The sequence below is a fragment of the Pseudomonas sp. 51_B genome (assembly GCF_017491595.1).
Lineage (GTDB): Bacteria > Pseudomonadota > Gammaproteobacteria > Pseudomonadales > Pseudomonadaceae > Aquipseudomonas > Aquipseudomonas promysalinigenes.
Genome location: NZ_JAFGYW010000044.1, coordinates 1 through 13291, shown reverse-complemented (window position 1 = coordinate 13291; position 13291 = coordinate 1). Strand labels below are relative to the sequence as shown.

11 protein-coding genes and 1 pseudogene are annotated in these 13291 nt (G+C 61.5%); 7 read left to right on the top strand and 5 right to left on the bottom strand.

The annotated features are described in order from the left end of the window. Nucleotides 1-72: 72 nt before the first annotated feature. The 3 genes from leuA to xseA form a co-directional block, all read right to left on the bottom strand. Complete coding sequence (gene leuA, locus J5M56_RS23220; RefSeq protein WP_207937864.1) at nucleotides 73-1746, bottom strand: 2-isopropylmalate synthase; 1674 nt, start codon at nucleotides 1744-1746, stop codon at nucleotides 73-75. A 504-nt stretch (nucleotides 1747-2250) separates the two neighbouring features. Next, entirely contained in the window at nucleotides 2251-3078 is an 828-nt protein-coding gene (locus J5M56_RS23215) for a M23 family metallopeptidase (protein WP_207937863.1), read from the bottom strand. Between the two features lie 3 nt (nucleotides 3079-3081). Beyond that, nucleotides 3082-4461 (bottom strand): exodeoxyribonuclease VII large subunit, encoded by a 1380-nt coding sequence (gene xseA / locus J5M56_RS23210; RefSeq protein WP_186477735.1) that lies wholly within the window; start codon nucleotides 4459-4461, stop codon nucleotides 3082-3084. 147 nt (nucleotides 4462-4608) lie between these two features. On the opposite strand from xseA, the gene J5M56_RS23205 reads away from it, so the two are divergent. From J5M56_RS23205 to guaA, 4 genes are all read left to right on the top strand, one after another. After that, nucleotides 4609-5364: a sulfite exporter TauE/SafE family protein gene (locus J5M56_RS23205; protein WP_060479354.1), complete on the top strand. Its 756-nt coding sequence runs from the start codon at nucleotides 4609-4611 to the stop codon at nucleotides 5362-5364. A gap of 47 nt (nucleotides 5365-5411) precedes the next feature. Then, complete coding sequence (locus J5M56_RS23200; protein ID WP_060479353.1) at nucleotides 5412-5969, top strand: hypothetical protein; 558 nt, start codon at nucleotides 5412-5414, stop codon at nucleotides 5967-5969. An 86-nt stretch (nucleotides 5970-6055) separates the two neighbouring features. After that, nucleotides 6056-7525, top strand: a complete 1470-nt coding sequence (gene guaB / locus J5M56_RS23195) for an IMP dehydrogenase (protein WP_060479352.1) — start codon at nucleotides 6056-6058, stop codon at nucleotides 7523-7525. 79 nt (nucleotides 7526-7604) lie between these two features. Beyond that, nucleotides 7605-9182 carry a glutamine-hydrolyzing GMP synthase gene (gene guaA, locus J5M56_RS23190; protein WP_060479351.1) on the top strand — a complete coding sequence of 526 codons (1578 nt, stop codon included), beginning with the start codon at nucleotides 7605-7607 and terminating at the stop codon, nucleotides 9180-9182. A 214-nt stretch (nucleotides 9183-9396) separates the two neighbouring features. Here guaA and J5M56_RS23185 read toward each other — a convergent pair whose 3' ends face one another. Together J5M56_RS23185 and J5M56_RS23180 are read right to left on the bottom strand one after the other, a co-directional pair. After that, the gene (locus J5M56_RS23185; RefSeq protein WP_207937862.1) at nucleotides 9397-10656 is read right to left on the bottom strand and encodes a DUF2254 domain-containing protein; all 1260 of its coding nucleotides are present in this window, start codon (nucleotides 10654-10656) and stop codon (nucleotides 9397-9399) included. Between the two features lie 97 nt (nucleotides 10657-10753). Then, nucleotides 10754-11698: an AraC family transcriptional regulator gene (locus tag J5M56_RS23180; RefSeq protein WP_207937861.1), complete on the bottom strand. Its 945-nt coding sequence runs from the start codon at nucleotides 11696-11698 to the stop codon at nucleotides 10754-10756. A gap of 174 nt (nucleotides 11699-11872) precedes the next feature. On the opposite strand from J5M56_RS23180, the gene J5M56_RS23175 reads away from it, so the two are divergent. The 3 genes and pseudogenes from J5M56_RS23175 to J5M56_RS23165 all read left to right on the top strand — a co-directional run. Further along, nucleotides 11873-12307 (top strand): hypothetical protein, encoded by a 435-nt coding sequence (locus tag J5M56_RS23175; RefSeq protein WP_060479347.1) that lies wholly within the window; start codon nucleotides 11873-11875, stop codon nucleotides 12305-12307. 19 nt (nucleotides 12308-12326) lie between these two features. Then, a complete protein-coding gene (locus tag J5M56_RS23170) occupies nucleotides 12327-12986 on the top strand; it encodes a hypothetical protein (RefSeq protein WP_207937860.1) in 660 nt (219 codons plus the stop codon). A gap of 99 nt (nucleotides 12987-13085) precedes the next feature. Beyond that, nucleotides 13086-13291 (top strand): annotated as a pseudogene (locus J5M56_RS23165) (hypothetical protein); the annotation flags it as partial.

The following is a 13291-nucleotide window of genomic DNA, read 5'->3' as shown; positions in this document are numbered from 1 at the left end:
GCGCCGCCCCCTAACGTCGGACAAAAAAAAGCCCGCATCCAGGATGCGGGCTCTTGAGTGCCGCCCTTGAGCTTAAGCTGCCTTGGCGTCCTGCTGGCTCAATGAGCGGTTCAGTGCGCTGAACAGAGCCTTGAAGCTGGCGGTGGTGATGTTTTCGTCGATGCCTACACCATGCACTGGACGGCCGCCGGCCACACGCAGTTCGATGTATGCCGCCGCCTTGGCATTGGTGCCGGCGCCGATGGCATGTTCGTTGTAGTCCATGATCTCCACCGACACCGGCAGGCCGGCAACCAAGGCCTCCAGGGCGCCGTTACCCTTGCCGCGCCAGTGCAGGGTGGTTTCGCCTTCACCGGCAACTTCCACTTCCACGGCGCTGTGGCCGTTTTCTTCCTGCAGACGATGGCTGACCAGGGCATACGGCGCGTTGGCCTGCAGGTACTCCTTGTGCAGCAAACTGTAGATTTGCTGAGCGGTCATTTCCAAGCCCAGGCGGTCGGTTTCACCTTGCACGACCTGGCTGAACTCGATCTGCATGCGGCGCGGCAGGCTGATACCGTATTCCTGCTCGAGCAGGTAAGTGATGCCGCCTTTACCCGACTGGCTGTTGACGCGGATCACCGCTTCGTAGCTGCGGCCGATGTCGGCTGGGTCGATTGGCAGGTATGGCACTTCCCACAGCTCACCGTCCTGCTGTTTGGCGAAGCCTTTGCGGATGGCATCCTGGTGCGAGCCGGAGAACGCCGTATGAACAAGGTCGCCCACATAGGGGTGGCGTGGGTGCACCGGCAGCTGGTTGCATTCTTCGACCACCTTGCGCACACCGTCGATGTCGGAGAAGTCCAACAGTGGGTCGATGCCCTGGGTATAGAGATTGAGCGCCAGGGTCACCAGGTCGACGTTACCTGTGCGCTCGCCGTTGCCGAACAGGCAGCCTTCGGCACGGTCGGCGCCAGCCATCAGGCCCAGTTCGGTGGCCGCGATACCGGTGCCACGGTCGTTGTGGCAGTGCAGGCTGATGATCACGCTGTCGCGACGGCTGACGTTGCGGCAGAACCATTCGATCTGGTCGGCGTAGATGTTCGGCGTGGACACTTCCACGGTCGCTGGCAGGTTGAGAATAACCTTGTGCTCAGGCGTCGGGTTCCACACTTCGATGACCGCATCGCAGACTTCCTTGGCGAACTCGAGCTCGGTGGCGCTGAAGGTTTCTGGCGAGTACTGGAAGGTCCACTGGGTTTCCGGCTGCTGGGCGGCATATTTGACGAACAGTTTCGCCGCATTCACCGCGATATCCTTCACGCCTTGCTTGTCCTGGTTGAAGACGATGCGGCGGAACGACGGGCTGGTAGCGTTGTACAGGTGGACGATGGCCTTCTTGGCCCCACGCAGCGACTCGAAGGTACGGGCGATCAAATCCTCACGGGCTTGGGTGAGCACCTGGATGGTAGTGTCGTCCGGGATATGGCCGTCTTCGATGAGTGTGCGCACGAAGTCGAAATCGGTCTGCGAAGCGGACGGGAACGATGCCTCGATTTCTTTTACCCCGACCTGCACCAAAGTCTTCCAGAAACGCAGCTTTTTCTCAGAATCCATCGGCTCGATCAGCGACTGATTGCCATCACGCAGGTCGGAACTGCACCAGATGGGCGCTGCGGTGATGGTTTTCGACGGCCAGGTACGGTCAGGCAGGTCGATGGTTGGGAAGGCGCGGTATTTCTTCGAAGGGTCTTTGAGCATGGTCATGGAAGCAATCCTTTTGTGTGCGGCCGAAATCGGGCCTGCCGAGCGATAACGAGATGAAGAGGCGAGGCGACGCGATTCAGCCTGGTAGTCGAGCGCTGACCAGGCAGAGGCTGCGATGTTGTCGGAGCAAGATGAGGGTGCTGAAGGTTTTCATGTCCTCAACCCTAACCAGTGGGCTGGGGGTTGGCAAGCGTTCGAAAAAAATTGAGATAAATGCTTAAAAAAAGCTTGGATGCAGGATTTTATAGCTGGCTTTTTGGGTTTGTTTACCGCTGATTGCTCAGTATTTTTCGATGGCGCAACATGGTTGAACTCGCGCTACCCGTGCTAGCGCCATGGTGTTTGCACCCGCTTCAACGGGCGTCGCGATCGATTTGGATACAACTGACTTCTATCTGCGCCAGCTTGTTCGCGGCAGAAACCGCTCCCACAGGTTGGCGCACATCTCAAGGCATTCGAATATCTGCTGGGAGCGGGTTCACCCGCGCAGCTGGCGCTACGATCTCAGGGCTGAAACGCTCCGATGAAGATCGCCGGATCGACCCGTGCATCGTTAAGGCTGACGTTCCAGTGCATGTGCGGCCCGGTCGCGCGCCCTGTGGCGCCTACCCGCCCGACCACCTCGCCGCGGCGCAGCTGCTGGCCGACCTGCACATCGATCTTCGACATGTGGCAGAACATGCTGATGAAGCCCTGGCCATGGTCGACGAACACCGTGCGGCCATTGAAGAAGTAATCACCGACCAGAATGACCTTGCCGTTTGCTGGCGTTTTGATCGGCGTGCCGGCGGGCACCGCGAAGTCCAACCCGGCGTGGGGATTGCGTTCTTCGCCATTGAAGAAACGGCGTACGCCGAACTTGCTCGACAGCGGCCCGCTGACCGGTTTGTCGAGAATCAGATTGCTCGGCAACACCGGGCTGAAGCTACGATATGCCTTGATCTGTTCAGCCAATTCACGATCGATGCGCTTGAGGTCTTCTGGGTTGGGGTTGACCTGGCGGGTGTTCTTCAAAGTGATGTGCTGCTCGGGGTACTTTTTGCTGCCAACCTTGAAGGCCAGACTGCGCCCGCCTTGGGTCAGCGTAGCGGTGCCTGGCTTCTGCGTCAGTGGGATGCCGACGATGGCCAGCCAGTCGTCCTGCTCCTTGACCACCAGCACCGGCTTGCCGTCGAAACGCGCGCTAGGCGCAACTGCCGCTGGGCCAAGGTTTACCACCGCCACGCCACCGGGCACCGGTTTGTTCAGCGTGCGGGTGATGTAGCTGGCCTGAGCGCCTGCAGCCAGTAGCAGCAGAGAAAGGGCAAGCAGGTGGGCAAACAGGCGCGGCATGTGTCAGTCCAGTAGTGAGAGGGTGACCGGGGTCAGGTGGTTGTCTTCGACCCGTACTTGAAGTTCGCCTTCGTTCAGGCGCGCAGTCAGGCGCTGGCCGTTGCGGGTCTGGGCGGCGCAGCGGATGGCCTGGCCATGCTCGTCGAGCAGGATGCTGTAGCCACGGGCCAGGGTCGCCAGCGGGCTGACCACCTGCAGCGTCTGCAGTTGCGCCTGAAAACGCTGGCGGCGGTCCTTGAGGACATCACGCATGGCCCGTGGCAGGCGCTCGGCGAGGCTGTCCAGGCGTTGGCCGAGCAGCTTCAGCGTGCGCCCCGGATGCTGCGCGGCCAGGCGCGTATCGAGGCGTGCAAGGCGCTCGCGCCGCTGATTCAGGTTGAGTGTAAATGCACGGCGCAGGCGCATGTCCAAGTCGTCCAGGCGTTGTGCTTGCTGTCGCAGCCGCTCACCGGGGTGGCGCAGGCGGCGGGTCATCGACTCCAGGCGCAGGCGGTCGTGAGCCAGACGGTTGCGCATGCGCAGCAGCAGGCGCCGTTGCAGGCCGTCCAGGCGCTGCTGCAGGCCACTGTTGTCAGGGGCCAGCAGCTCGGCAGCGGCCGAGGGAGTCGGGGCACGCACGTCGGCGACGAAGTCGCTGATCGACACGTCGGTTTCGTGGCCCACGGCGCTGACGATTGGTGTCACGCAAGCGGCCACGGCGCGCGCCACGGCTTCTTCGTTGAAGCACCAGAGGTCTTCCAGCGAGCCACCCCCACGGGCCAGGATCAGCGCGTCGAAACCAAGCCTATCGGCCTGCTGCAAGGCGCGCACGATCTGGTTGACCGCCTCGCGGCCCTGCACAGCGGTAGGGATCAGGTTCAGCTCGACCTGGGGCGCGCGGCGGCCGAACACGCTGATGATGTCGCGAATCACTGCCCCGGTGGGGGAGGTGATGATGCCGATGCGTTGCGGGTGGGCCGGCAGCGGCTTCTTGCGCTCGGTGCTGAACAGTCCTTCGGCGCTGAGTTTTTCCTTGAGTGCTTCGAAGGCCAGGCGCAGGGCGCCATCACCGGCCGGCTCGACGGTATCGAGGATCAGTTGGTAGTCGCCACGCCCCTCGAACAGTGAGACCTTGCCGCGCACCCGCACCGCCAGGCCATCGCGCAGTGCCTGGCGTACACGGGTAGCGTTCTGCCGGAACAGCGCGCAGCGTACCTGGGCACCGCTGTCCTTGAGGGTGAAGTAGAGATGGCCGGAAGCCGGGCGGGCGAGGTTGGATATCTCGCCTTCCACCCAGACGCTGCGGAACACGTCTTCCAGCAGCACCCGGGCGCGGCCGTTGAGTTGGCTGACGGTAAGGACTTCGCGGTCCAGACCGAGTCGTTCGAAAGGGTCTCTGATCATGGGGGCATGATAAAGGCGTGGTGGAGGGCATGTCTCGGGTTTTCTGCCGGCGCTGTACTTGTGGGCGCCAGTGACTCAAGCGCATCCCCTTGGCCATTACAGTGATATCTTCGCGAGCGACACCCAAGGACTTCAGGACCCAGCAAGATGCTCGCCCAACTCTCCCTGAACTCAGCCGACTGGCTTCCCATTCTGCTTGCCATCGCCGCCGCCTACATCGTCTTTGGCATTGCCGGCTTCGGCACCGCCCTGGTGGCCGGCCCGGTATTGATCCACTTCATGCCTTTATCGCGGATCATCCCGCTTCTGGTGCTGCTGGATTTCGTCGCCGCCTTTGGCAACCTGCTGCCGTCACGCCGCGATGTGGCGCGCGCAGAACTGCTGCGTCTGTTGCCGTGCATGGCCCTGGGCTGCACCCTGGGCGTGGTGTTTCTGTTGCATCTCAAATCCGACCTGCTGTTGCTGCTGATGGGGCTGTTCGTCACGGCCTACGCAATCTATGGTTTGGCGGTGAAGGTCCGCCCGGCGCAGTTGTCGGGCTTGTGGGCAGTGCCAATGGGAACGGTTGGCGGGCTGTTTGGCGCCTTGTTCGGCAGTGGCGGCTTCTTATACGCGATTTACCTGAGTGCACGTTTGCAGGCCAAAGAGCAGGTGCGCGCAACCCAGAGTGCGTTGATCAGTTGCAGTACCCTGGTGCGCCTGTCGCTGTTTTTGATCGCCGGGGTGTATGCCGATACGAGCTTGTTGATGCTGGCGGCCTGCCTGTTGCCCGTGATGTTCATCGGCCTGTTCGTTGGCCGTCGATTGAGCATGAGGTTGTCTCGCGAAGCCTTCGTACGTTTGGTCACCTGGCTGGTGCTTGCCAGCGGCCTGGCGCTGATCGGTCGCTACCTGGCCGGTTGAGCGGTAGAATTGCGCCATTACCGCAGTCTTTCAGGCTTTTCCCGTTCATGAACACCCAAAGCATCATCGTCCCCAAGCTGTCCACCGTGCCGGTGCACGAGGCCCGCGCTCGCGCCATTGTGCGCTGGCTGGTGCGCGAGAAGGTCGTCGCAGAGCAACTGAGCACCTGCGGCCGTACCGGCAACCGTATGGGCCATGCCTTGGCCGAAGGGGCGCGCAAAGTGGCCCTGCACCCTGAAAAGCTGCCGTTCGGCGAGCAGGTCAATGGCCTGGAGGTGATGCTCAAGCGCTGCATCTATACCCCCACCGAAGGTTTTCTCGAAGAAGCTGGTTGCCCGCAATGCAGGCGCGAGGTCGGTGAGCCGCTGTTCGAAAGCCTGGAGGAGTGGATGCCGGGTGTCAGCGACAACTTCACGTGCCCACTGTGCGGCCATGAAGACGACATCAACGGCTTCATCTACCTGCAGCCATGTGCCTTTTCCAACCTTGGGTTCATCTTCAACAACTGGGGCGAGGCCGGGTTCACTCAGGCCTTTCTCGACAGCTTCGCCGACTGGCTCGACCAGCCGGTGGCCGTGGTGCAGGTAAAACTGCCACAAGGCTGACCGAAGGCCCTTATTTTGCATTGAGCGGCGCGCCGTGCATGAGTATAATGGCGCGCTTCCATTTTTCCCGCCCGGGAGCCCCCGCGATGCTGCGTATCAGCCAAGAAGCCCTGACCTTCGACGATATCCTCCTTGTACCTGGCTATTCCGAGGTACTGCCCAATGAAGTCAGTCTCAAGACCCGTTTGACTCGTGGCATCGAGCTGAACATTCCGCTGGTTTCCGCTGCCATGGATACCGTGACCGAAGCGCGCCTGGCCATCGCCATGGCCCAGGAAGGCGGCATCGGCATCATCCACAAGAACATGACCATCGAACAGCAGGCCGGCGAAGTACGCAAGGTCAAGAAGTTCGAGGCTGGCGTGGTCAAGGACCCGATCACCATCGACGCCGACGCAACCGTGCGCGACCTGTTCGACCTGACCCGCCTGAACAACATCTCCGGTGTTCCGGTACTGGAGAACGGCGACCTGGTCGGTATCGTCACCTCCCGCGACGTGCGCTTCGAAACCCGTCTGGATGCCAAGGTCCGCGACGTGATGACGCCCAAAGAGCGTCTGGTCACCGTGCGTGAAGGCGCCGACAAGAACGAAGTCCGCGAGCTGCTGCACAAACACCGCCTGGAAAAAGTCCTGATCGTTGACGACAAGTTCAACCTCAAGGGCATGATGACCGTCAAGGACATCGAAAAGGCCAAGGCCTACCCGTTGGCCAGCAAGGACGACCAAGGCCGCCTGCGCGTCGGCGCTGCGGTCGGCACTGGCAAGGACACTGGCGAGCGCGTTGCTGCCTTGGTGGCTGCGGGTGTTGACGTCGTGGTCGTCGACACCGCCCACGGTCACTCCAAAGGGGTGATCGACCGCGTTCGCTGGGTTAAAGAAACCTATCCGCAAGTGCAGGTGATCGGCGGCAACATCGCCACTGGCGCTGCGGCCAAGGCCCTGGCCGAAGCCGGCGCTGACGCCGTCAAGGTCGGTATCGGCCCAGGCTCGATCTGCACCACCCGTATCGTTGCCGGTGTCGGCGTGCCGCAGATCAGCGCCATCGCCAATGTCGCCGCAGCACTGGAAGGCACTGGCGTGCCACTGATCGCCGACGGCGGTATCCGCTTCTCCGGTGACCTGTCCAAGGCCATCGTCGCAGGTGCTTCTTGCGTAATGATGGGTTCGATGTTCGCCGGTACCGAAGAAGCGCCGGGTGAAGTCGAGCTGTTCCAGGGCCGTTCCTACAAGGCTTACCGCGGCATGGGCTCGCTGGGTGCCATGGCACAGGCGCAAGGCTCCTCCGACCGTTACTTCCAAGACTCTTCGGCTGGTGCCGAGAAGCTGGTACCGGAAGGCATCGAAGGCCGCGTTCCTTACAAAGGTGCCCTGGCAGCGATCATTCACCAGCTGATGGGCGGCTTGCGTTCGTCCATGGGCTACACCGGCAGCGCGACCATCGAAGAGATGCGCACCAAGCCGGAATTCGTGCGCATCACCGGTGCCGGCATGGCCGAGTCCCACGTGCATGACGTACAGATCACTAAAGAAGCCCCTAACTACCGTGTAGGTTGAGGCTTCCAGCTACAACATGAAAGCGGGGCTGTCACGACAGCCCCGCGTCGTTTCCGATTTCCACTGACGAGATTGAGTCATGGCCCTCGACATTCACGCTCACCGTATCCTGATTCTCGATTTCGGTTCCCAGTACACCCAGCTGATCGCCCGCCGCGTGCGCGAAATCGGCGTGTACTGCGAGCTGCACCCGTTCGACATGGACGATGAAGCGATCCGCGAATTCAACCCGCGTGGCATCATCCTCGCCGGCGGCCCCGAGTCGGTTCACGAAGCCAACAGCCCCCGTGCCCCGCAGGCCGTGTTCGACCTGAACGTACCAGTGCTGGGCATTTGCTACGGCATGCAGACCATGGCCGAGCAGATGGGCGGCAAAGTCGAAGGTTCGGAGCTGCGCGAGTTCGGTTATGCCCGCGTCGACGTGGTTGGCAAGAGCCGCCTGCTCGATGGCATCGAAGACCATGTGGACGACGATGGCGTTCTGGGCCTGGACGTGTGGATGAGCCACGGCGACAAGGTCACCCAGATGCCAACCGGCTTCAATGTGCTGGCCAGCACCCCGAGCTGCCCAATCGCCGGTATGTTCGACGATGCCCGCGGCTACTATGGCGTACAGTTCCATCCGGAAGTGACCCACACCAAGCAAGGCGGTCGCATCCTGTCCCGTTTCGTGCAGGACCTTTGCGGCTGTGAAGCCCTGTGGACCCCGTCCAACATCGTTGAAGACGCCATCGCCCAGGTGCGTGAGCAGGTCGGTTCGGCCAATGTGCTGCTGGGTCTGTCCGGCGGTGTCGACAGCTCGGTGGTTGCCGCGCTGCTGCACCGCGCCATCGGCGACCAGCTGACCTGTGTATTCGTCGATAACGGCCTGCTGCGCCTGCACGAAGGCGACCAGGTAATGGCCATGTTCAAGGAGAACATGGGCGTCAAGGTGATCCGCGCCGACGCTGAAAAGCAATTCCTCGACAACCTCGAAGGCGAAGCTGACCCGGAGAAGAAGCGCAAGATCATCGGCCGTACCTTCATCGACGTATTCGACGCCGAAGCCAGCAAGCTCGAGAACATCCAGTTCCTTGCCCAGGGCACCATCTACCCTGACGTGATCGAGTCGGCCGGCGCCAAGAGCGGCAAAGCCCACGTGATCAAATCGCACCACAACGTCGGCGGTCTGCCCGAGGAAATGAACCTCAAGCTGGTCGAGCCGCTGCGCGAGCTGTTCAAGGACGAAGTACGCAAGATCGGTCTGGAGCTGGGCTTGCCGTACGACATGGTCTACCGCCACCCGTTCCCAGGCCCGGGCCTGGGCGTGCGTATCCTCGGTGAAGTGAAGAAGGAATACGCCGACATCCTGCGCCGCGCCGACCACATCTTCATCGAAGAGCTGCGCAAGGCCGACTGGTACCACAAGACCAGCCAGGCGTTCGTGGTATTCCAGCCGGTCAAGTCGGTTGGTGTGGTTGGTGACGGCCGTCGCTACGCCTGGGTCGTGGCACTGCGCGCCGTTGAAACCGTGGACTTCATGACCGCGCGCTGGGCGCACCTGCCGTACGAACTGCTGGAAACCGTCAGCGGTCGTATCATCAACGAAATCGACGGCATCTCCCGTGTGACTTACGACGTGTCGAGCAAGCCGCCAGCGACTATCGAGTGGGAGTGATCCCGTTGGCGCAGCGCGGCAGCCGCTAACCTGCCGCAGATGATCCATCTGTGCGCCATGCCAGTCAGCTAAGCCAATTGGGGCTGCTTAGCAGCCCTATTCAGGTTAACCCGCTTCCACCGCGAATCTGCGAAGGGCTATTACACGGCCCCAGTAGATAAGTAAACGACCTGACTTACCTGACCGGCATTGCCCCTGCGCAAGCCTTGTTGCCTCAACGCGTTCTCGCAGCCTCGATGGCGCAGCGCAGGCGGTGCTTGTCCGATTCCAGTGCCAGCGCCTGTTCGGCGCGCTCGAAGGCCAAGGCGGCCTGTTGCAGCGCGGCGCTGCGAAAGTCTGCATCGCCCAACTGGGCCAGTGCCTGGAGGCATTTTTGCAGGCGTAATTGGATTTCGATATGGGCTGCACCATCTCGGGCGATCAGCATGAAGGCATCTTCGAATACGTCGCTCATCGCCAAAGCAGCTACCTGAACCCTGGGGTAGTCGATGTGTTCCTTCGCGGCAGGTTCGGTGAACAGGCTCAACAGCCGTGTCAGGCGGCCGATGACGTCGATGGCAGTACCGTGATCGTTGAAGGCCTGCGACAGAGCCCGGCAGCCGATTTCGCTCATGACCATCAGGCCGAAACGAGGGTCCTGATCGTAGCTGCGTTCATCGCCAACCGTGAAGCCATCTCTGACGGCTTCAATCAGCGCTTGGTCGTTTGCCCGGCCAGGCGTGGCGCTGAACCAGGCCAGTGGGGTGCTGCTATGCACGAAGCTGCCTGGGATCGCCACCACGTGCACGAAACCCTCATACTCCTCAGCGCACAGCGACAATGCTTGCATGTCGATGAACTGCACATAGCCAACCGTGTTGGCCAGGATCGGCAGTGCGTCCACTGGCAGCGAATCGCCTATCAAGGGCAAGCCCCCCAGGCAGGGGCGCTCGCGCCTTGCGGTGATGGCCTGGTGCGTGGTTTGCTCGACTTTGCGCGTGGTTTCACCGACTTGGCCCAGCCGGGTTAGATGGTCGATCCAGCGTAACAGCGAAACGACGATCAGTGCGATCATCGCCACCGTTACCAGAAACAGCACGAAACGCCCACGATCGCCGTAGGCACCGGTTTTCAAGACCACGATTCCCACCATGCTGAACAGGAACGAGCCAATGAACGTCGACAGCACGTTCTGCGTCAGGGTGTCCTCCATCAGCAGGCGGGTCGCACGAGGCGTGACGTTGCTGGCAGCTGAGCCGTAGGCTGAGGTCATGACACTGAGCGAGAATGTGGTCACCGCCAGCATGCTCGAGGCGATGATGGTGAGGATGTCATACACCGCATCAGCGCCCATCTCGGTTGCCGGGTGCCAGGGAGTGAAGCGCTCAGCCAACGCTGCCAAGAGTGCGGCAGCAACGCCCAACATACCGATCAAGGTCGCACGGACCCATAGGCGTCGCGTGAGTTGAGCCAATATCCATCGCCAGCGTGACATGCATGAGTCCTTATCGTGTTGTGATGCCGCTGGCGCGTTGCGCGTGCCAAGTGACGTTCATCGTGGCACCTTCTGCCCCGAGCGGTGGGTGCATAACCTATTCGCTGCCTGGCGGGTGGCCGAAATGAGCTTTGTAGGCATGGCAGAAGTTCGCGGGGTTGGCATAGCCGACCTGGTAGGCAACCTGCGACACCTGCCAGCGCCGCTCCAGCAAAAGCCGGCGGGCCAACTCCAGGCGTTGCTCGCGCACGTAATGCAGAATAGGCCGGCCAAAGGCTTTGCGAAAAGCCCGGCGCAAGGTGGTTTCGCCCACGCCCAGCTGACGTGCGAGGCTGGCCGCGGTGGGCGGGGCGCTGAGCTGGGCATCGAGCAGGCGGCGGGCTTCGATGGCCAGGTCACGTAGCCCGCGATCCGGCGTGTGGCTGGGTTGCGCAGGGCCGATAAGGTGCCTAGCCAGTTCCAGAACGATGGCCAAGCTGAGGCTTTCGCAATGCAGGCGCCTGAGCCCGCCGGTGTAGGGCGACAAATACAGTTGCTGCAGCAAGCGACTCACTGCCGGGCACTGCGATAACTGGTCAAAGCGCATGCCATCTGCCGTCAACGCCAGCAAGGGCATCAGCTGTGCTTCATCCTCCACCAGCTCTTGCAGGTAGTGGCCGGCGATTCGAACGCCAGCCATGCGTGCATGGCTGTCGGCAGGCAACTGGTCCTGCGCCTCCAGGCTTTCGCCGAGGCCTAGCAGGTGCAGCTGGCCGGGTGTATAGCGGTTCAATTTGCCGTCGACGGTGTGCTGCCAGGTCCCGTCGAACAGTTGCACGATGCACAGGCTCTGGGGAAGCACCTTGTCGATTTTAAGGGGCTCCGGAAACTGCAGGTTGCAATCGAAGTATTGCAACCCGGCATGCACTGTCTGAGCACGATAGTGGCCGGTCGCGCTACCCATTATTCGGGCCTTGCGGCTGTCCAGCACGCCAGCTTTGGCGAGTACCCCCGGCCTGTCGAAGGAAAAATCAGTGTCCAAGTAGGGGCTGGTCGATGGCATGACGCGAATCATCCTTGGGTGGCGGCGGCGTGTGCAGAAATGGTAACCCCCGCACATTTTTGGCAACAACCATTGTGCTTGACGGCCCATTTGTTGTGCGGCCCAGCCACTGGGGTTGGCAGCCCCGGCGCAGCTGTTTTCAATGGCCGATCGTTTGGCATCAGGATGGTAAAAATGTTCGCTTATCGCAAATGGGCTTTCTTACTGGTTGCCTCGCTCCTGCTTTGCCTGGGCCAGGCCCAGGCAGAGCAGCGGCCAGAGGTGGCCGAACAGGTGGTTGCCTATATGGGCACGGAGGGCGTCAAAGTGTGGACGCTACGTATCGGCGAGCGTGCTGCCAATCAAGCACTGGTTCAGGTCGAGGGTGTCGATCACGACTGGAACATGCGCATACAGAAGATGCAGGTGGAAAAGACGGCCAAGGACACCCGCTACTTCACCACCGTGGATGGCAATAAGTTCGTGGTGTTGATCGTTCAGGGTGGCTGGGGCGGTGAGTTGTACTTGCCTGGCGAGCCGCAACCGTTCCAGGTTGGCTACTCCGAAGGGCTGTCGCGTCAAGGCAATGCGCAGGCATTTCTGACCGATTACCTGGCCAAGCAGCAGTGACGTGTGAGGGCGATTGAACATGGCTGAACCTAACGACCCGCTGTCCGAGCTTTCCGGCTCGCTCGGCGAAGCCTACGATCAAACCCGTGCTGCCGAGCGGGAACGAGTGATTGCCGAACTCAAAAAGGTGATCGAACGCGTGCCTGAGCAAAGCGAGTTCACCAATTCCCGGCGCTATAAAATCTGGGGGCCGATTCTTCTGGTGGGCGCGCTTATCCTGCTGGCTGTCACGTTCAACTCGCAGCGCATGGGTGCAGTTATATTTGTGCTGTTTATCGTTTGCGTGGCCGCTGCCCTGACCTGGCAGCACCGCAATGCAGGCACCCAGGTGTTCATGCGTCTGACCCGGCGGGAATTGTACGTCGACACCCTGGACGCCCCGGTCGATATGGCCGAGGTCGAGGATATCGCGGTCAAGGATGAAGGCCTGGTCATGGTGCAGACCCTCGAACTGAGCAGCGAAGCTGCGCTGCCCAAGCACCGTGTGGTCAAACTGCAGTTCTTCGGCAACCAGGCGATGGCGTTGAAAAAGCCGCGGCCGCAGATTCGTATCATGTCCGCAGGCCTTGCCTGCAATGGCCGCAAGCTGGGCTACGAGGAGGTGCTGGCGATGCTGGCGGCGTATTGCGATGCGGCCCACGCCCAGCGCCAACTGGAGCTGCTCCAGGCCGATGGCTGACACCGAGCACCTAACGCATCAAGCGCCGTTGCCACTTCAGGCCGACCGCCTTCGGGCGCAGCGGTTCGCGTGTGTGCTGGCCCAGGGTCCAGTGGCTAAATGAAGCGACTGGGTCGGTGCCTGGCCATGCTGCTGTTGCCAGTGGCGCTTTTGCTTTGGAGCTCCGTGCAACATTGGCGGGCTGAAACGGCTCAAGAGCAGGCACGCATCACTCGACAATGGCTGGCAGAACCTAGCGATGCCTTGCTCCAGGCATTGCCTTGGGCCGCGCGTAAACAACTTGCCGGGCGCATCGACACCCGCCA